This is a genomic window from Castellaniella sp., from assembly GCF_049651205.1.
Lineage (GTDB): Bacteria > Pseudomonadota > Gammaproteobacteria > Burkholderiales > Burkholderiaceae_B > Castellaniella.
Genome location: NZ_JBASBR010000019.1, coordinates 1 through 18,122 on the forward strand (window position 1 = coordinate 1; position 18,122 = coordinate 18,122).

Genomic DNA, 18,122 nt, shown 5'->3' on the forward strand with positions numbered 1-18,122 from the left:
GGCCCACACCCGGCCCGAGCCCGCCAAACCCGCAGCCTCCGGCAACCGGCCGGCACTGCGCGCCCCCGGGCGCCCGGCCCCCAGCACCACCGATACCGAAGATTGGACAGAGTTTTAAACAGACTCATGCTTCCCAAGCCAAAAGGCCGGGCATCACTCCTGGCCTTTTGGCTTTGCCTACGCAGGTCTTTCCAATAAAATCATCCTCACAATGTGCATCGCCTGTCTTGGCGAGCCACTTAATTTCTAGGAGACAACTCGTGCGTACTGGTTTCATGGCGGCCGCACTGGCCACTGCATTACTCACCGTGCCTTTGGCCAGTTTTGCGCAAATCAAGATAGGCGTTGTCACCTCTGCCACGGGGCCCACTGCGCTGGTGGGGATCCCGCAAAAAAACACGGTCCCCCTATTGCCCACCAAGGCGGGTGATCTCACCGTCGAATACATCAGCCTTGATGATGCCAGCGACCCCACCCAAACCGTCACCGCCTTCAAGAAACTGATCTCCGAAGACCACGTCGACGCCATCATCGGGCCCACCGGCTCTCCCAACGCCATGAGCGTGCTGCAGTTTGCGGCAGAATCTGGCACACCCATGCTGGCGCCTGTCGGAGCGGCGTCAATTGTTTTGCCCATGACAGCGCAAAAGAAATGGGCCTTTAAAACCACACAAAACACAGACATCATCGCCCAGGCACTGGTGCGTGACATGGTCAAACGCAAAATCAAAACGGTGGGCTTTATTGGCTTTGCCGACGCGTACGGCGACGACTGGCACCAGGTGTTCAGCAAACTGGCTGCAGAAAACGGCCTGGATCTTATCGTCTCCGAGCGTTACCAACGCACGGACAGCTCTGTCACGGGCCAGGCGCTGAAACTGCTGGCAGCCAAGCCCGATGCCATCCTGGTGGCCGGCACTGGTGGGGCCGCTGCCCTGCCGCAAACCACGCTGGCACAACAAGGCTACAAAGGGCAGTTTTACCAAACCCACGGGGCTGCCTTGCCTGCATTTTTAAAATTGGGCGGCAAGGCCACCGAAGGCACCATCCTGGCAGCCGGCCTGATGCTGGTGCTACCAGAGATTCCGGACAGCAACCCCTCAAAGCCCATCGTACAAGACTATATCCAGCGCTACGAGGCTCGCTATGGCGAGCGCCCAGCAACATTTGGAGCCAATGTGTACGATGCGGGTCTGCTGTTGCAGCATGCCATCCCGATTGCAGCCAAAACAGCCAAACCCGGCACGCCCGAGTTTCGCAAAGCGTTACGCGACGCCCTGGAGCAAACCCACGAGCTCGTGGCCACCCAAGGGGTATACAACATGAGCCCCGAAGATCACAGCGGATTTGACCAGCGTGGCCGCGAACTGATCACCGTAAAAAACGGCCACTGGGTACTGCTGCACTAAGCAGGCAGGCTTGGCAAGCGTAGAGGCAGCCCCCGCTTGCCGGCACACAGGCCCGGACGACACACGTTGCGCACCATCGGCGCCTTTGATCAGATCAGCTTTTGCCTTGGGCATCCAGGCGTTGTTTAAGCGCCTCTAGTGGCAGGGCACCATTGACGCGGCCACCATCTGCAAAAAACAGTGCCGGAGTGCCTTGCACCTTCAGTTTGCGCCCCAACGCCAGATTGTCCTGGATGGGGGTGTCGCATTCGGCGGTTGGCGGCAACTGACCATCCACCATCCAGGCCTTCCAGGCCTTGGCCGGATCTGCCGAGCACCAGATATCACGCGCTTTCGTGCTGGAGTCTGGTGCGAGAATCGGAAACAGAAAGGTGTACACCGTAACGTTATCCACGTCTTGAAGAGTATGGTGCAGCTGTTTGCAATACCCGCAATTGGGATCTTCAAACACAGCCACCTTACGGGCCCCCGTGCCTTTTACCTGGCGGATAGCATGATCCAGTGGCAGGCTGTCAAACGCCACCTGCTGCAGGACTTCCAGCCGCTCGGCGGTAAGGTCGCGGCGGGCCTTGGCGTCGATCAAAGACCCTTGCAACACGTAATTTACCTGTGCATCGGTATATAAAAGATCCAGTCCGACCTGCACCTCGAAAAGACCGGGCATCGGCGTCAGGCGCACACCATCCACGTGGATCCCTGGAAACCGTGTCTCAAAGGCCTTGGTGATGGTTTGTGTCTGTTGTGCAGTGGGCGCTGCCTGGGTGGACAGCACCTGCGCACCACCGGATGCGGCGCCGGGCACAGGCGACGCATTTGGCGTAGACATTGCCGGCTTCGACGTGCTTAATACCTGCGCATCTGGCTGAGCCATTACAGGCAGGCTGCTGACACACAAGGCAAGGCCTGCCATTATCAAGGGGAATTTCATATGAACCTCGGATGTCACTCGCCGGCCGCTGCTTGAATCAGCCGGCGTTTAATAAACGGAATTTGATCAGCCATTTGCATGCCCTGATTGCGTACCCAGGCCAATGGCGCCCAGCCACTGCCAAACAGACGGTGCAAGCCATGCGTGGCCAGGCTCATGGCCAGAACCGGCTCGGCACGTCGGCGACGATAGCATGCCAGAACCTGTACATCTCCGGGCAGACGATGTGGCCCACGCGCCAGCAATACTTGCACCAGCGTACGGACATCTCCCAGCCCCAAATTAAGACCTTGCCCGGCCAGCGGATGGACGCGGTGCGCCGCATCGCCCACCAATGCCACACCGGGGGCCACCATCGCGGTGCGCTCGAAGGTAAGGGGAAAACCTTGAGGGCGCGAGCGCAGGGCCAGTTTCCCCAGACGTCCGCCGGTAATGGCCTGGGCATGTGTGGCTAAAAAGGCCTGTTGGGCAGGTTCATCCTGGGCCATCCAGGCCTGCGCCTGGCCCTGCGGCATCGACCACACCAGCGATGCCTGGGGCCCCTTTGCCGTATCCGGCAAAGGCAGCAATGCAAATACGCTGTCGCCTGTAAACCACTGGCAGGCCCGCTGTTGATGTGGGTATTGGAGATCGAGGTGCGCCACCACACCCATATCGCCATACGGGGTGTAATCATGGTGGATGCCGGCAGCCTGACGCACAGGCGAGCGCGCACCATCGGCCCCCACCAGCAATTGCGCCTGAATCGTGCCCGTTTGGCGAGTATGCACCTGCACACCTGCCGCATTGGTATCCAGACCTACAAAATGGTCTTCGCGCCAGGGGATGCCTAGTACCTGCACCGCCTGCTGCAGGGCGCGCTCGAGCTCACTGGACTCGACAATCCAGGCCAGCGCCTCCCGGACATCTTGCCAGGCAGACAAATTGATATGCCCCTGTGCATCACCATAGATTTCCATGGATTCGACCGGGCTGACGCGGTTGAAATCCATCAGACGCCATGCACCCAAAGAATCGAGAAGATCCCGGCTAGCCTGCGAAATGGCGTATACGCGCGGGTGATAGTCATCGGAGGGGCGGGCCGCAGGCACTTGCCTTGGCCCCAGCAAAGTGGCCGAAAACCCGGCACGCGCCAGCCCCAGGGCACAAGCCAAACCTGCAATACCTGTGCCACAGACCACAATCGAAGAGTTGCTCATGAGGTGTCCTTTAGCGGGCGGCAGGCGCCCCGGCGCGAACCGGCCACAAAAGCCACATTTGCCCGGCCTGCTTCATCCGCCCAGCCTGGGCGCCGGCCTCGTCGCCAGTGCCCCAATAAAAATCAGCCCGCGCGGCACCCTTGATGGCCGCGCCGGTATCTTGCGCAAACACCAGCCGCTGCAAAGGCCCGGCGCCACCCGGTTGCTTGGTAGCCAGCCATAAGGGAGTGCCGAGTGGAACATAATTGGTGTCCACCGCGACGGCCCGCTGTGCCATTAAGGGTACTCCATAGGCGCCGCTAGGGCCTAGTTCTGGATCCGGGATGGCCTCTGCACGGAAAAACACCATGGCAGGGTTGACGTTGAGCATCTGTTGCACTCGATCGGGGTGATCGCGTGCCCACTGCTTGATGTTTTGCATGGATGTCTTGGCCAGGGGCATTTCTCCCTGGCGGGCCAGCCACTGTCCGATGGAAACATACGGACGGCCATTGTGATCGTCATATGCCAGACGAATGGTGGTGCCATCGGGCAACACCGCGCGCCCCGAACCCTGAATCTGCAGAAAGAAGGCCTCGACCGGATCGTTGGCCCAGACAATGACTGGTGGCTGACGTGCCGGATTGGCAGCAATCTCGGCCCGTGTGTCGTAGGGCACCACCCGCCGGCCCTCTAGTTTGCCACGCACCCGCTTGCCGGCAAGCTCGGGATACACCGCTCCCAGATCGATGGTGAGGAGATCCGGCGGGGTGGCGTATAACGGCCATTGATATTCGCCGGTTTGCTGTTTGGATGCGCGGATGAGGGGTTCGTAGTAGCCGGTCACTGTGCCACTGGCCGCCCGTCCGGCGGATTGATCAAGTTGCCAGGGCCGCAGTTGCTGTTGCAGAAAATCACGCACGGGTGCGCCTGTCGAACGTGCATCCAGCCCCGACCGGACGGCCGCCTGGCACACCGGCTGCCAGACCCGTGGTGCCGCCCGGGCCGGTACAGCCAAAGACCCTGACACTGGCCGCATCAGGCCCTTGCAATTATTGAGGAAAGCTTTCCAGACATGCGCAAGGTTGTCGTTGTCCCAGCCCGGCAACTGCTGCCAGGAAACCGCCACATAATGCCCTTGCAAACGGCGCGCAGGGGTTTCGGGTAGCGACGCCAGCGGCGGCACCACCAGAGGCCGTGACACCGCAGAGGGTTCGGGGCCTTGTCCCGGCGTCCCGGGTTCTTCGAGGGGAACCGAAGAACAGGCGCCAAGCAACAATGCAGCGGCAAGCCAAAGAAGCTTTTTCATACGAGGACCAGGTGCTCTAAAATGGAGATGGCTGTCAAACCAATATCATGACATATCCACTATATGGTTTGGCCCCAGCCTGTATCCAAATCTGGACACCCCTTACACAATTGCCTGCCCCATGACGCCCCTGCCCCCCGCCCGCATCGCCCCCAGTCTGCTGTCCGCGGATTTCGCCCGCCTCGGAGAAGAAACCACTGCCGTGATTGCCGCCGGCGCCGACTGGATTCATTTTGATGTCATGGACAACCATTTTGTCCCCAACCTCACCATCGGCCCCATGGTGTGCGCGGCCCTGCGGCCCCATACCCAGGCCCCCATCGACGTCCATCTGATGGTCGAGCCCGTTGATGCCTTGATCCCCGCCTTTGCCAAGGCAGGCGCCAATATCATCAGCTTTCACCCCGAAGCATCCCGGCACGTCGACCGCACGCTGTCCCTGATCCGCGACCATGGCTGCCAGGCGGGGCTGGTATTCAACCCTGCCACACCATTGCAGTGGATGGATCATGTGATGGAGCGCCTGGATCTCGTCCTGCTGATGTCGGTCAACCCGGGTTTCGGAGGGCAATCGTTTATTCCTCATACACTGCAAAAACTACGAGAAGCACGCCAGCGCATCGAGCACTGGCAGGCAAACGGTGGCCAGGCTATCGCTCTCGAGGTAGACGGCGGCGTCAAAACCGACAACATCACTGACATCCGGGCCGCCGGCGCAGATGCCTTTGTGGCGGGGTCAGCCATCTTTGGGCAAGCCGACTACGCCCAAGTCATTCAGACCATGCGCCAGGGCATCGCACAGGCAGACGCTCTGCGTCAGGCACAAGCCGCCGGCTGAAACAATTGTTTCTGCACGCCCGCTAAGCGGCACAATTCCGACATGGGGTGCTACCATTAGGCCCCATGGGGATGTGTCTCCACATCGCATCCAGCCACTCATCCAGCGGCCCGGCCACACCATTGTCAGGCCGCACCAGCAACGCAAACTCATGCATTTCTCCGGAATTCTGTTCGATCTGGACGGCACTTTAGTGCACACAATCCCCGACCTCGCCGACGCCACCAACGCGATGCGTCAGGATATGGGCCTCCCCTTCTTGCCCGAAGGCCTGATTGCAAGCTTTGTGGGCAAAGGCATCGAGCAGCTCGTCATCCGCGCGATCAGCCACAACGGCCCAGCCGCCAGTGTCGAACAAGTGATGCGCGGGCTGGCGCGATTCAAAGACCACTATCGGGCCATCAGTGGCCGGCGCAGCACGGTCTTCCCCGGTGTCATCGCTGGCCTGGAGGCGTTTCGCAACCAAGGCTGCCGGATGGCTGTTGTAACCAACAAGGGTACCGAGTTCACCCCGCCTCTTTTGCAGCAGATGGGCTTGACTGACTACTTTGACGCGATCGTGTGTGGTGACACCTGCGAACGCAAAAAACCTGATCCCCTGCCCCTGTTTCATGCCTGCGATCTGCTGGGTGTGACACCCTCACAAACCCTGTTCATCGGCGACTCCATCAACGATGCACTGGCGGCCAAAGCAGCCGGCATGCGTGCACTGGCCCTGCCCTACGGCTACAACGAAGGCCAGCCTGTGCAGACCCTGCCCGTCGATGCTATAGTGAGTTCGCTAATCGAAGCGGCCCAGTGGGCTGCCAATCCAGAACAGGCCGCAAGCCAAGATCCACAATACGCATGAACAGCTTTCGCTATTACCCGATCACCATTGGCGCCACCTGGCGCTGGTGGCGCCTGCGCTCCGGGTAATGGCAATTTGGCTGGCACTACTGTTTGGCGCCGCCCTTCCTTCAAAGCCCGGATCATCCAATGGCCGGGCTTTTCTGTCTCGGCCCAACCACACTCCAGACCATCATGACAGAAATCGAATTCAACGCACTGGCTGCACAAGGCTATAACCGTATCCCCCTGATCGCGGAAACCTACGCCGATCTGGATACCCCCCTAGCCATCTACCTGAAGTTGGCGCATGCCGGCCCCGAAGCCGGCCGCAACAGCTGCCTGATGGAATCTGTGGTGGGCGGCGAGCGCTTCGGCCGCTACTCGTTTATTGGCCTGCCCGCCAAAACCCTGATCCGTGCCACCGGAACCACCACCGAAGTCGTGCACCAGGGCCAGGTCATCGAGACGCACGAGGGCGATCCCCTTGCCTTCATCGAAGACTACCAAACGCGATTTAAAGTCGCACTGCGCCCCGGCATGCCCCGCTTTGCCGGGGGCCTGGCTGGTTATTTTGGCTATGACACCGTACGCCACATCGAGCCCCGTTTGGGTCCTTGCGTCAAGCCACGCCCCGCCGGCCAGCAGCCCGGCACCCCGGACATCATGCTCATGCAAGTCGATGAACTCGTCATCGTCGACAACTTGGCCGGGCGCACCTACCTCATCGTCTACGCCGACCCCGCTCAGCCAGAAGCCTACGCCCTGGCCCGTCGGCGTCTTAAAGCCCTGCGCGAAAAACTGCGCACCCCGGTGGTCATCCCTTACGCATACGCCAGCATGCAAACCCCCACCGAACGCGATTTCAAAAAAGAGGATTACATCCAGGCTGTACTGAAAGCCAAAGAGTACATTGCCGCCGGCGACCTCATGCAGGTACAAGTGGGCCAGGTCATCGCCAAGCCATTTCGCGACTCACCGCTCTCGCTGTACCGCGCCCTGCGTTCGCTCAATCCCTCGCCGTACATGTACTACTGGAACTTCGACACTTTCCATGTGGTTGGCGCCTCTCCAGAAATCCTTGTCAGACAGGACCGCGAAGGCCAGGGCGACGCCACCCGCGAAATGGTCACCATTCGCCCTCTTGCCGGCACCCGCAAACGCGGCACCACCCAAGAACAAGACCAGCAACTCGAGCAAGAACTCCTGGCCGATCCCAAAGAGCGCGCTGAACATGTCATGCTGATCGATCTCGCCCGCAACGACATCGGCCGCGTGGCCAAAACCGGTACCGTCGAGGTCACCGACACCATGACCATCGAGCGCTACTCGCACGTCATGCACCTGGTCTCCAACGTCTGCGGCGAGCTTAACGACAACATGAGCAACATGGACGTCCTGCGCGCCACTTTCCCCGCGGGCACACTTACCGGCGCCCCGAAAGTGCGTGCGATGGAAATCATCGATGAACTCGAACCAGTCCGCCGTGGTATCTACGGTGGCGCAGCCGGCTACCTGAGCTACGGCGGTGAAATGGATCTGGCCATCGCCATCCGCACAGGGATCATCCGCGACGGCATGCTTTACGTCCAGGCTGCCGCCGGCATCGTTGCCGACTCCGACCCCGAGAAAGAATGGCAGGAAACCGAGGCCAAGGCCCGTGCGCTTTTACGCGCCGCCGAGCAAGTACAGTTTGGCCTGGACGAGCCTATTTAAGGCTTTAGCTGTTATTGACAAGCCTCACGCAACGTCCCCGCCAGATTATTTTTTACAGCGCATACAAGGCAACTGCACAACTGCATTAATGTAACCTTTATCGCTAGGCGATCATTCACGGGGAGTTCCAGGACAGGAGCTGCGCAACAGTCCTGGAACTCCCCGTGAACGATCGCCAAAATAGATCTGTGTCACACCAAGAACACAACCGCTCAGCATTACGCAAGAATATAGCCCGCTCAAAATCGTCAGGACGACGTTGATGGGGGTTTCAGGACTGTTGCGCAGCTCCTGTCCTGAAACCCCCATCAACGTTGGCCGAGCTCTAACAAAAAAGCACCTAAAACCCCACCCGCACCTCTTCACTCACGCACCAACAGCTCCCGCGTGATATCCCCAATTGTCCGCGCCCCCGTCAGCGTCATCGCCACCCGCATCTCCTTCTCGATCAACGACAGCAACTGCGAAACACCTGCACGCCCCCCCACCGACAAAGCGTACAACCACGCACGCCCCAGCAGCACGGTATCCGCCCCCAAGGCCAGCATCCGCACCACATCCAGCCCCGTCCGGACCCCGGAATCGGCCAGCAGCGTGATCTCACCTTTGACCGCATCGGCAATTGCCGGCAATGCCCGCGCCGTAGATAACACCCCATCCAGCTGACGTCCGCCGTGATTGGACACAATGATCCCGTCGGCACCAAACCGTACTGCGTCACGTGCATCCTCGGGGTCGAGAATCCCCTTGATCACCATCGGGCCTTCCCAGAAATCACGAATCCACTGCAGATCTTTCCAGGAAATAGAGGGATCAAAATTGGCGCCCAGCCAGCCGATGTAGTCTTCGAGACCCGTCGGGGTACCAAGATACCTGGATACATTGCCTAGGTCATGCGGACGCCCCCACAGGCCAACATCCCACGACCAGCGCGGATGGCACACCGCCTGGAGATAACGCCGCCAGTTGGCATACGGCCCGCTCATCCCCGAATGGGCGTCGCGATAGCGCGCGCCCGGCACCGGCATATCCACGGTAAACACCAAGGTTGAGACCCCCGCATCCCGGGCACGCTGCAGCACGCTTTTCATGAAGCCACGGTCTTTGAGTACATAAAGCTGAAACCACATCGGCCGATTGATGGCCGGCGCCACTTCTTCAATAGGGCAAACAGACACCGTCGACATCGTGAACGGAATGCCGTGCTGTTCGGCTGCCTGGGCGGCCTGAACCTCACCACGCCGGGCAAACATGCCTGTCAGACCCACAGGCCCCAGGGCGACAGGCATGGAGAGTGTCTCGTTAAACAGGCGGGTAGTGAGATCCAGCTGCGACATATCGTTAAGCACTCGCTGGCGCAGCGCCACAGACGACAGATCACTGACGTTGTGCTGCAAGGTGTATTCGGCATAAGCGCCGCCGTCGGCATAATGAAACAAGAACGGCGGCAAACGCCGCTTGGCGGCTGCACGATAATCAGTGGAAGCAGAAATAATCATGAAGACAGTGTCCGGGGTTAAGGAAAATGAATCAGACGCGAAGACCTTGCCTGGCGAGCCTCGTCTTCGTCCAGTTGCCGCATCGCGGCATGTATGAACTGCAGATGCTGCCAAATTGCTGCACGGGCACCACTGGCGTCGCCCTGCGAGATGGCGTCCTTTATTGCACGATGCTGCCGCAGCAATTGCCCTTGCGTATCCGGCATGGTGTACATCCGCTGCCGGCTCTCGGTTACCGTAGAGCGCAGGAGATCAAACAAGCCACGCATCATCTGGATCAGCACCGCATTGTGGGAAGCCTCGGCGATGGCCAGATGAAACCGTGCATCGGCTTCGGCCGATAAATTGGCGTCGGCCTCGTCCTGGAAACGTTGCAGGTCATCAAAGCAGGTTTGAATCCGCACAATATCATCCGGCGTTGCACGCAAGGCTGCATGCCATGCCGTGCCGCCCTCAAGCGCATGGCGTGCTTCAAGCACGTCGTAACGGTAATCGGGATCAGACACCAATAGATCTCGCAGCCCGCCAATCTGGCGACGTGGCCAGGTGCTGGCAAGATCGGCAGGCGCCTGCAAAAAGGTGCCACCACCCTGCCGGCTATACAACACCCCCTGGCTAGCCAACTGATGGATGGCTTCGCGGATTGATGAGCGAGAGGCGGCCAAATCCTGCGCCAACTGGCGCTCGGAGGGCAAGCGATCACCGGGTTTCAGCCCGCGATCACGCACCAGACCCAGGAGCGCTTCAGCAAGACGGTCGGATAATCGCATGGGAACAAACCAAGAAACAGGACATGACAGGCCGCAAATAAACCATCTGCCAGGCAAATCGCCGGATGGTTAGCCACACAAATGGCCAGACCACTTGGCAATCATCTATTTACCCAATGATTATAGAAACCTATGAATTCAATGGTCAATCATTTATTTAGACTCTTTATAATTGGTAAGACCATTTTATTTTTTGCTGGCACTCGACAGCAACCCGCCCACACAGTAGAATCGATGCATGATTTTTCACGCGACCACACACTCATCAAGCTGGTGGCGCCTCTCATAGAGGCGGCATCCTCATGCGTGTTTATCGCACTTTGCCGCCGTTCTGGCCGGCAAAGATTGTTCCCCCCCTCTGTCCCCAGCACGGCGGTTTCTGACCAAGGAAATGCTTGATCATGAAGCTATTGATGCTCGACAACTACGATTCCTTTACCTACAACCTGGTTCAATACTTTGGCGAGCTTGGCGTGGACGTCGAGGTGGCCCGCAACGACCATATCGATCTCGACACCATCGAACGCATGAACCCAGACCGCATCTGCGTGTCTCCAGGGCCCTGCACACCCGCCGAAGCCGGCATCTCCATTGACCTGATCCGCCACTTTGCGGGACGCAAGCCCATCCTGGGTGTTTGTCTGGGCCATCAGGCCATTGGCGCAGCCTACGGCGGGCACATCGTGCGTGCCCAAACCCTGATGCACGGCAAGGTCTCGTCCATCACGCATACCGGCACAGATGTGTTCTCGGGTCTGCCCTCTCCCTTTGAAGTAACGCGCTATCACTCGCTGGCCATCGAAAAAGCCAGCCTGCCAGATTGCCTGACCATCACCGCAGAAACCGCCGATGGCGAGATTATGGGTGTGGCTCACAAGACGCTTCCCGTCTATGGGGTGCAGTTTCACCCCGAGTCCATCCTCAGCGAACATGGCCACGACCTGCTGCGCAACTTCCTGAATCTCTGAATATCTCTTCCAAGGACACTCTCATGCCATTGATCACACCCAATGAAGCACTGGTACGTTGCATCGAACACCGTGAAATCTTTCACGATGAAATGCTGGAACTCATGCGCATGCTGATGCGCGGTGAAGTCTCACCGCAACTGTCGGCCGCCTTGCTGATGGGCCTACGTGTCAAGAAAGAAACGGTGGGCGAGATTACCGCAGCGGCACAGGTGATGAGAGAGTTTGCCCTCGGTGTCACCACCCCGTACCCGCAAGACCTGCTGGATATGTGCGGCACCGGCGGCGACGGATCAAAGACATTCAATATCTCTACGGCGGCCATGTTTGTGGCAGCCGCGGGCGGCGTCAAAATCGCCAAACACGGCAATCGCAGTGCTTCCTCGTCGTCGGGCAGCGCCGACGTGCTGGAAGCCCTGGGCGTATGCATCGCGGCCAAGCCTGAACAAGTGGCAGAGTCTATCGAAGCCACCGGCATTGGCTTTATGTTTGCTCCGGCACATCACGGTGCCATGAAAAACGTTGCCGCCGTGCGCCGTGAGCTTGGCGTGCGCACAATTTTCAATATCCTCGGACCGCTTACCAATCCGGCCGGTGCCCTCAACCAGCTGATGGGCGTGTTTCACCCCGACCTCGTCGGGATCCAGGTGCGCGTGCTGCAACGGCTGGGTAGCCGCCACGTGTTGATTGTGCATGGCAAAGACGGCATGGACGAAGCCTCGCTGGGCGCTTCCACACTGATCGGTGAACTCAAGGATGGCGAAGTGCGCGAGTACGAGATCCACCCAGAAGACTTCGGCATGGCTATGGTATCGAACCGCAGTATCAAGGTAGCCAACCGTGACGAATCCGCACAACTGGTGCAGGCCGCCCTGAACAACACCGCCGGCACTGCGCGTGACATTGTCATCCTAAATGCAGGGCTGGCACTGTATGCTGGCAATCAGGCCACTTCGATCCAGCACGGCATCCAGCGCGCAGCCGAGCTCATCGCATCTGGCGCTGCCCGCGACAAACTTGAACAATTCCGGCAGTACACCCAAAGGTTTGCATGATGAGCAATATTCTCAAGGAAATTCTGGACGCCAAACGCATCGAGGTAGCCACTGCACGCCAAATGCGCAGTGAAGCCGAGCTTCTGCGCGAGGCACGCAGCCGCAACGATATCCGTGGGTTTGCCCGAGCCATCGAAGACAAAATCGCACAAGGCAAACCGGCGGTTATCGCAGAAATCAAAAAGGCTTCCCCTTCCAAAGGCGTCATCCGGCCCGATTTTCACCCTAGTGAGATTGCCACCAGCTACGCCTGCCACGGGGCGGCCTGCCTGTCGGTACTTACCGACGTGCAATTTTTTCAAGGGGGTTACGACCACCTGCGCCAGGCACGGGCAGCCTGCAGCCTGCCGGTGCTGCGCAAAGACTTCCTGATTGATCCTTATCAGGTAATCCACGCCCGCGCCCTGGGGGCAGATTGCGTGTTGCTGATTGCCGCCGCGCTAAGCCCCAGCCAGCTGCTCGAGCTTGAAGCAGTGGCCACCGAACTGGGTATGGATGTTTTGGTGGAAATCCACGACGCCAACGAACTGGATGCCGCACTGGCCCTGCAGACATCTTTGCTCGGAATCAACAACCGCAATCTGCGCACCTTCGACACCCGCCTGGAAACCACGCTGGACATGCTCAAGACGTTACCGGAAGGCAAGCGGGTGATCACCGAAAGCGGCATTTTGCAGACGACTGATGTCGACCGCATGCGCGCACACGGCGTACAGGCATTTCTGGTGGGTGAGGCCTTTATGCGTGAGCCCGATCCCGGCGTGGCCCTGCAAGCCCTGTTTTTTGACCGCGACCAGGGCGGCCGGAACGCCACATGACAACAGCCAGCAGCCGCCCCACGACGGCCGGCCAACCCGATTGCCCTTTATGTGACAAGCAACTGGAGAACACGCTGTGGGAATCCCCACAGTTGCGTATCATCCATGTGCCTGACACCCCCTTTATAGGCTATGTACGGCTGGTCTGGCGTGCGCACGTAGCCGAGATGAGCGATCTATCGGCGCCCGAACAGCAAACCCTGATGCACCTGGTGTTTCAGGTAGAAGCCCTGCAAAGGCAGCTGCTGCACCCGGACAAAATCAATGTGGCCAGCCTGGGCAATCAGGTGGCCCATGTGCACTGGCATGTGATTCCGCGTTGGCGCACAGATCCGTGCTTTCCAGACGCCATCTGGGCACCCTCCAAGCAAACACCCGAGCACCAGGCAGCGTGGCAATCGCACACAGATGCCCTGCAGCCCCGGGTACACGCCCTTCATGAGGCCATCCGCCAGATTCCACACTAACCCCGGCACGGCCACCCGCGCCGGATCAATGACTCAATCATTTTGTACCCAAGACCATGACAAGCAGCACACGGGCTTCAGACGGTGGCATCCCCGTGCCGCAACCCAGCGCAGACCCTTCAAATTCTCTGGCCCGGACACTCAAGAACCGGCACATCCAGATGATTGCCCTGGGTGGCGCCATCGGCACCGGCCTGTTTTATGGCTCTGCGGCGTCCATCCAGCTGGTGGGTCCCGGCATCATTCTGTCTTACCTCATTGGCGGCAGCATCATCTATCTGGTCATGCGCATGCTCGGAGAGATGTCTACCCAAGAGCCGGTATCAGGCGCCTTCAGCTATTTCGCCTATCGCTACTGGGGTGGCTTCGCCGGATTCTTATCAGGCTGGAACTACTGGCTGCTTTATATCCTGGTCAGCATGGCCGAGCTGTCCGTGGCCGGCATCTACGTCAATTACTGGTTGCCCGGGTTTCCGCCCTGGGCAACAGCACTTGTGGTGCTGGTGGCCATCACGGGCCTTAATCTGCTTAACGTCCGCCTGTACGGCGAAAGCGAATTCTGGCTGGCCTTCATCAAGGTGGCTGCCATCATTGGCATGATAGTGCTGGGGCTGCTGCTGATTGTTTTGGGCACCGACCAAAAAGCCGATGGCCTCAGCAATCTGTGGGCGCACGGAGGCTTTTTGCCGCACGGGTTTCACGGCCTGCTGCTATCCCTGGTGGTGGTGATGTTTTCGTTTGGCGGTACCGAGCTGATCGGCATTACAGCCGGCGAAGCCGATAACCCCCGGCAAAGCATCCCCAAGGCCATCAACCAGGTCCTTTGGCGGATCTTGCTGTTTTACGTTGGCGCACTGACAGTCCTGGTGATCTTGTATCCCTGGAACCAGATCGGGCTGCAAGGCAGCCCGTTTGTGATGATCTTCTCGCACCTGGGCATCCCCGCCGCCCCAGACATCCTTAACCTGGTGGTACTTACAGCGGCCATTTCTGTTTACAACAGCGGCATCTATAGCAATGGCCGCATGCTGTACAGCCTGGCCCAGCAGGGCAACGCCCCAAAAGCGTTCCTGACACTCAGTGCCCGCCAGGTGCCGTGGGTGGGGATCCTGTTCTCTTCAGCCTGCACGCTGGTTATTGTTGTTGTCAATTTTTTAGTGCCCGAAGGCGCCTTCATGCGCATCATGGCGGTGGCCACGGCTGCAGCAGCCACCACCTGGATGATGATCGTGCTGGTGCATCTGCGGTTTCGGCGCGCGCATGCAGCATCAAAGCTGTATTTTCGTGCGCCAGGGTTTCCCTGGGCCAACTATCTGTGCGCAGGCTTTTTGCTGATGCTGATTGCCCTGATGACACAGTTGGAAGATACCCGCCCCGCCGTGTACGTGCTGCCCGTATGGCTGGCCGTGCTGTATGCAGGCTACCGCTTGCGGCGGCAATAAAAAGGGTGCTCTGAGAGCACCCTTTTTACCGTACCAAGCACAGGTCGCTTAGTGCGATGTGCGCTTATGGCTGAATTTGCGGGCTGCGGCAGCCTGGGCTGCCAACATGGCCAGCTCGGCTTCTACCACTGCCAGATCAGCCTTGTCTTTGGTGTTGCGCAAGGCTTCTTCGGCACGCTCACGCGCCTTGACTGCCTTGGCTTCATCAAGATCGGCCGCACGAATGGCCGTATCAGACAGCACCGTGACCGAATGCGGTTGAACCTCAAGGATGCCGCCGGCCACGAAGATGTTTTCTTCGGTGCCGTCGTCAAGCTTGATCTTCAGCGTACCCGGGCGGATGCGTGAAATCAGGGGAGTATGCCCCGGCAGGATGCCGAGGTCGCCGGATTCTCCGGGCAAAGCAATAAAGCTTGCTTCACCCGAATAAATCGAAGCCTCCGCACTGACCACTTCGATGTGAAGAGTCGCCATGTGCAATCCTTATTGGATAGTTTTGGCCTTCTCGAAGGCCTCGTCAATGCTGCCCACCATGTAGAAGGCTTGTTCGGGCAGTGCATCGCACTCGCCTTCTACAATCATCTTGAAACCACGCAGGGTTTCGGACAAGGGCACGTACTTGCCAGGCGAACCGGTAAAGACTTCGGCCACATGGAAAGGCTGCGACAGGAAGCGCTGGATTTTCCGGGCGCGGGCCACAGCTTGCTTATCATCCGGGGAGAGCTCGTCCATACCCAGAATGGCGATGATGTCGCGCAGTTCTTTGTAGCGTTGCAGCGTTTGCTGAACACCACGGGCGATCTGGTAGTGTTCTTCGCCCACAATCTGGGGATCCAGCTGGCGGCTGGTGGAATCCAGGGGATCGACGGCCGGGTAGATACCCAGGGCTGCGATATCACGCGACAACACGACGGTGGAGTCGAGGTGCAGGAAGGTGGTGGCAGGCGAGGGATCGGTCAAGTCATCGGCAGGCACGTACACGGCCTGGATGGACGTGATGGAACCCGTCTTGGTGGACGTGATGCGCTCTTGCAGCTTGCCCATTTCTTCGGCCAGGGTTGGCTGATAGCCCACGGCAGACGGCATCCGGCCCAGCAAGGCGGAGACTTCGGTACCGGCCAGCGTGTAGCGATAGATGTTATCAACGAAGAACAGGACGTCACGGCCCTCGTCGCGGAAGGACTCAGCCATCGTCAGGCCCGACAGCGCCACGCGCAGACGGTTTCCGGGAGGCTCGTTCATCTGCCCAAACACCATGGCCACTTTGGATTCGGCCAGGTTGTCGAGCTTGATCACGCCCGCATCGGACATTTCGTGATAGAAGTCGTTGCCTTCGCGGGTACGCTCGCCCACACCAGCAAACACGGACAAGCCACTGTGGGCCTTGGCGATGTTGTTGATGAGCTCAAGCATGTTGACGGTCTTGCCCACGCCGGCGCCGCCGAACAGGCCGACTTTACCGCCCTTGGCAAACGGGCAGACCAGATCGATCACCTTGATACCGGTCTCGAGCAACTCGACCGACGGGGAAAGCTCGTCGAATTTAGGTGCGTGCTGGTGGATGGCACGGGTTTCGGTGGATTGGATCTCACCGCGCTCGTCGATGGGACGACCCAGCACATCCATGATGCGGCCCAGGGTGCCCTGGCCCACAGGCACGGAAATGGGGGCACCGCTGCCGGCCACGGACATGCCGCGGCGCAGGCCGTCGGAGGAGCCCATGGCAATGGTGCGCACCACGCCATCGCCCAGCTGTTGCTGGACTTCGAACGTCAAGCCTTTTTCCGCAAAGGCGGAAGACTCGTCGGTCAAGGTGAGCGCGTCGTAGATGTTGGGAATGCTGTCGCGGGGAAACTGAATATCCACCACTGCGCCGATGCACTGAACGATGGTACCGTTGCTCATGTTTAGTCCTATAAATATCTCTGGGTTGACCTGGCGTGCGTCGATCAGACCGCCGCTGCGCCGCCCACGATTTCCGAAATTTCTTTGGTGATGGCCGCCTGACGGGTTTTGTTGTAAACCAGTTGGAGGTCGCCGATGACTTTTTTGGCGTTATCCGAGGCCGCTTTCATGGCCACCATCCGCGCCGATTGCTCGCTGGCCATGTTCTCGGCCACCGCCTGATACACGAGACCCTCGACATACCGCATCAGCAGATCGTCGATCACGGTCTGGGAGTCGGGCTCGTAGAGGTAATCCCAGCCATATTGGGTATCCAGCGAGTCGTTGGCCTGTTCGCCGGCCTGGAAGGGATCTTCTAGGCCGGAGGGCAAAGGCAGCAAACGGATAAAGCTGGGATCTTGCTTCATGGTATTGATGAAGCGGCTGGTGGCCAGATACACCGCATCCACCTTGCCATCCACAAAATCATCAATCTGTGCCTTGATAGCGCCAATGAGACGCTCGAGGTTGGGTGCATCACCCAGTTGAACCTCGGACGAGACGACATTGACACCCACCCGATTGAGCAGACCCAGACCTTTTGAACCCAGCGCAGTGGCCTGCACCCGAACGCCTTGCTGCTCGAATTCTTTGATGCGAGCCAATGCCAGACGCGAGATATTGGTGTTGAGCCCGCCGCACAGACCTTTGTCGGTGGTGACCAGCACAATACCGACAGAGCCCAGCTTGGAGCGCTCGACCATATACGGATGGGTGTAATCGGGGTTCGCCTGCATCAGGTGCGCGGCAATGGCACGCACCTTGTCGGCGTAAGGACGACCCGCCCGCATACGATCCTGCGCCTTGCGCATTTTCGATGCGGCGACCATCTCCATCGCCTTGGTGATCTTGCGCGTGTTTTGCACGCTCTTGATCTTGGTTCGAATTTCCTTGATTCCGGCCATTCCACTATTTCCTTGGGCTGACCAGAAAGCCTGGGATCAGGCTCTCTG

17 protein-coding genes are annotated in these 18,122 nt (G+C 59.2%); 9 read left to right on the top strand and 8 right to left on the bottom strand.

Annotation, left to right across the window (positions count from 1 at the left end; genetic code table 11):
* Window positions 1-275 precede the first annotated feature (275 nt).
* A complete protein-coding gene (locus WA928_RS12390) occupies window positions 276-1,409 on the top strand; it encodes an ABC transporter substrate-binding protein (protein ID WP_424304201.1) in 1,134 nt (377 codons plus the stop codon).
* A 94-nt stretch (window positions 1,410-1,503) separates the two neighbouring features.
* Here the strand turns inward: WA928_RS12390 and WA928_RS12395 are convergent, their stop codons facing one another.
* Genes WA928_RS12395 through WA928_RS12405 form a run of 3 tightly spaced genes read right to left on the bottom strand, consistent with a single transcriptional unit; the run spans window position 1,504 to window position 4,824 of the window.
* Entirely contained in the window at window positions 1,504-2,337 is an 834-nt protein-coding gene (locus tag WA928_RS12395) for a DsbC family protein (RefSeq protein WP_424304060.1), read from the bottom strand.
* A gap of 14 nt (window positions 2,338-2,351) precedes the next feature.
* Complete coding sequence (locus WA928_RS12400; protein ID WP_424304063.1) at window positions 2,352-3,536, bottom strand: FAD-dependent monooxygenase; 1,185 nt, start codon at window positions 3,534-3,536, stop codon at window positions 2,352-2,354.
* 10 nt (window positions 3,537-3,546) lie between these two features.
* A complete protein-coding gene (locus WA928_RS12405; protein ID WP_424304066.1) occupies window positions 3,547-4,824 on the bottom strand; it encodes a murein transglycosylase A in 1,278 nt (425 codons plus the stop codon).
* 121 nt (window positions 4,825-4,945) lie between these two features.
* Between WA928_RS12405 and rpe the strand changes: the two genes are divergently transcribed.
* The 3 genes from rpe to trpE all read left to right on the top strand — a co-directional run bounded on the left by rpe (window position 4,946) and on the right by trpE (window position 8,206).
* The gene (gene rpe, locus WA928_RS12410; protein WP_424304069.1) at window positions 4,946-5,662 is read left to right on the top strand and encodes a ribulose-phosphate 3-epimerase; all 717 of its coding nucleotides are present in this window, start codon (window positions 4,946-4,948) and stop codon (window positions 5,660-5,662) included.
* A gap of 151 nt (window positions 5,663-5,813) precedes the next feature.
* A complete protein-coding gene (locus tag WA928_RS12415; protein WP_424304204.1) occupies window positions 5,814-6,512 on the top strand; it encodes a phosphoglycolate phosphatase in 699 nt (232 codons plus the stop codon).
* A gap of 173 nt (window positions 6,513-6,685) precedes the next feature.
* Window positions 6,686-8,206, top strand: a complete 1,521-nt coding sequence (gene trpE, locus WA928_RS12420; RefSeq protein ID WP_424304072.1) for an anthranilate synthase component I — start codon at window positions 6,686-6,688, stop codon at window positions 8,204-8,206.
* A 362-nt stretch (window positions 8,207-8,568) separates the two neighbouring features.
* On the opposite strand, the gene lldD is transcribed toward trpE, so the two are convergent.
* Both lldD and lldR read right to left on the bottom strand, forming a co-directional pair.
* Window positions 8,569-9,705 carry an FMN-dependent L-lactate dehydrogenase LldD gene (lldD, locus tag WA928_RS12425; protein ID WP_424304075.1) on the bottom strand — a complete coding sequence of 379 codons (1,137 nt, stop codon included), beginning with the start codon at window positions 9,703-9,705 and terminating at the stop codon, window positions 8,569-8,571.
* Between the two features lie 17 nt (window positions 9,706-9,722).
* A complete protein-coding gene (gene lldR / locus WA928_RS12430) occupies window positions 9,723-10,475 on the bottom strand; it encodes a transcriptional regulator LldR (protein ID WP_424304078.1) in 753 nt (250 codons plus the stop codon).
* Between the two features lie 401 nt (window positions 10,476-10,876).
* Between lldR and WA928_RS12435 the strand changes: the two genes are divergently transcribed.
* From WA928_RS12435 to WA928_RS12455, 5 genes are read left to right on the top strand one after another with little or no spacing between them, the layout of a single operon-like run.
* Window positions 10,877-11,443 carry an anthranilate synthase component II gene (locus WA928_RS12435; RefSeq protein WP_424304081.1) on the top strand — a complete coding sequence of 189 codons (567 nt, stop codon included), beginning with the start codon at window positions 10,877-10,879 and terminating at the stop codon, window positions 11,441-11,443.
* 23 nt (window positions 11,444-11,466) lie between these two features.
* Complete coding sequence (gene trpD / locus WA928_RS12440) at window positions 11,467-12,498, top strand: anthranilate phosphoribosyltransferase (RefSeq protein WP_417275872.1); 1,032 nt, start codon at window positions 11,467-11,469, stop codon at window positions 12,496-12,498.
* Window positions 12,498-13,316 (top strand): indole-3-glycerol phosphate synthase TrpC, encoded by an 819-nt coding sequence (gene trpC / locus WA928_RS12445; protein WP_424304207.1) that lies wholly within the window; start codon window positions 12,498-12,500, stop codon window positions 13,314-13,316. The genes trpD and trpC overlap by 1 nt, the downstream gene beginning before the upstream one ends.
* Window positions 13,313-13,783: an HIT family protein gene (locus WA928_RS12450; RefSeq protein ID WP_417275871.1), complete on the top strand. Its 471-nt coding sequence runs from the start codon at window positions 13,313-13,315 to the stop codon at window positions 13,781-13,783. The genes trpC and WA928_RS12450 overlap by 4 nt, the downstream gene beginning before the upstream one ends.
* Before the next feature lie 56 nt (window positions 13,784-13,839).
* Complete coding sequence (locus WA928_RS12455) at window positions 13,840-15,225, top strand: amino acid permease (RefSeq protein ID WP_417275870.1); 1,386 nt, start codon at window positions 13,840-13,842, stop codon at window positions 15,223-15,225.
* 48 nt (window positions 15,226-15,273) lie between these two features.
* Here the strand turns inward: WA928_RS12455 and WA928_RS12460 are convergent, their stop codons facing one another.
* The 3 genes from WA928_RS12460 to atpG are packed head-to-tail and all read right to left on the bottom strand — an operon-like array spanning window position 15,274 to window position 18,074.
* A complete protein-coding gene (locus WA928_RS12460) occupies window positions 15,274-15,699 on the bottom strand; it encodes a F0F1 ATP synthase subunit epsilon (protein WP_350380156.1) in 426 nt (141 codons plus the stop codon).
* 9 nt (window positions 15,700-15,708) lie between these two features.
* Window positions 15,709-17,130 carry a F0F1 ATP synthase subunit beta gene (atpD, locus tag WA928_RS12465; RefSeq protein WP_350380158.1) on the bottom strand — a complete coding sequence of 474 codons (1,422 nt, stop codon included), beginning with the start codon at window positions 17,128-17,130 and terminating at the stop codon, window positions 15,709-15,711.
* A gap of 44 nt (window positions 17,131-17,174) precedes the next feature.
* Window positions 17,175-18,074, bottom strand: a complete 900-nt coding sequence (gene atpG / locus WA928_RS12470) for a F0F1 ATP synthase subunit gamma (RefSeq protein WP_417275869.1) — start codon at window positions 18,072-18,074, stop codon at window positions 17,175-17,177.
* Window positions 18,075-18,122: the final 48 nt, after the last annotated feature.

What these genes read in the sequence shown, in the direction of transcription:
- WA928_RS12450 (WP_417275871.1), top strand. Translation starts at nt 13,313, where the DNA reads ATGACAACAGCCAGCAGCCGCCCCACGACGGCCGGCCAACCCGATTGC.
- trpD (WP_417275872.1), top strand. Translation starts at nt 11,467, where the DNA reads ATGCCATTGATCACACCCAATGAAGCACTGGTACGTTGCATCGAACAC.
- WA928_RS12400 (WP_424304063.1), bottom strand. Translation starts at nt 3,536, where the DNA reads ATGAGCAACTCTTCGATTGTGGTCTGTGGCACAGGTATTGCAGGTTTG.
- atpD (WP_350380158.1), bottom strand. Translation starts at nt 17,130, where the DNA reads ATGAGCAACGGTACCATCGTTCAGTGCATCGGCGCAGTGGTGGATATT.
- atpG (WP_417275869.1), bottom strand. Translation starts at nt 18,074, where the DNA reads ATGGCCGGAATCAAGGAAATTCGAACCAAGATCAAGAGCGTGCAAAAC.
- trpE (WP_424304072.1), top strand. Translation starts at nt 6,686, where the DNA reads ATGACAGAAATCGAATTCAACGCACTGGCTGCACAAGGCTATAACCGT.
- rpe (WP_424304069.1), top strand. Translation starts at nt 4,946, where the DNA reads ATGACGCCCCTGCCCCCCGCCCGCATCGCCCCCAGTCTGCTGTCCGCG.
- WA928_RS12395 (WP_424304060.1), bottom strand. Translation starts at nt 2,337, where the DNA reads ATGAAATTCCCCTTGATAATGGCAGGCCTTGCCTTGTGTGTCAGCAGC.
- WA928_RS12435 (WP_424304081.1), top strand. Translation starts at nt 10,877, where the DNA reads ATGAAGCTATTGATGCTCGACAACTACGATTCCTTTACCTACAACCTG.
- WA928_RS12460 (WP_350380156.1), bottom strand. Translation starts at nt 15,699, where the DNA reads ATGGCGACTCTTCACATCGAAGTGGTCAGTGCGGAGGCTTCGATTTAT.
- lldR (WP_424304078.1), bottom strand. Translation starts at nt 10,475, where the DNA reads ATGCGATTATCCGACCGTCTTGCTGAAGCGCTCCTGGGTCTGGTGCGT.
- WA928_RS12405 (WP_424304066.1), bottom strand. Translation starts at nt 4,824, where the DNA reads ATGAAAAAGCTTCTTTGGCTTGCCGCTGCATTGTTGCTTGGCGCCTGT.
- WA928_RS12390 (WP_424304201.1), top strand. Translation starts at nt 276, where the DNA reads ATGGCGGCCGCACTGGCCACTGCATTACTCACCGTGCCTTTGGCCAGT.
- lldD (WP_424304075.1), bottom strand. Translation starts at nt 9,705, where the DNA reads ATGATTATTTCTGCTTCCACTGATTATCGTGCAGCCGCCAAGCGGCGT.
- WA928_RS12455 (WP_417275870.1), top strand. Translation starts at nt 13,840, where the DNA reads ATGACAAGCAGCACACGGGCTTCAGACGGTGGCATCCCCGTGCCGCAA.
- trpC (WP_424304207.1), top strand. Translation starts at nt 12,498, where the DNA reads ATGAGCAATATTCTCAAGGAAATTCTGGACGCCAAACGCATCGAGGTA.
- WA928_RS12415 (WP_424304204.1), top strand. Translation starts at nt 5,814, where the DNA reads ATGCATTTCTCCGGAATTCTGTTCGATCTGGACGGCACTTTAGTGCAC.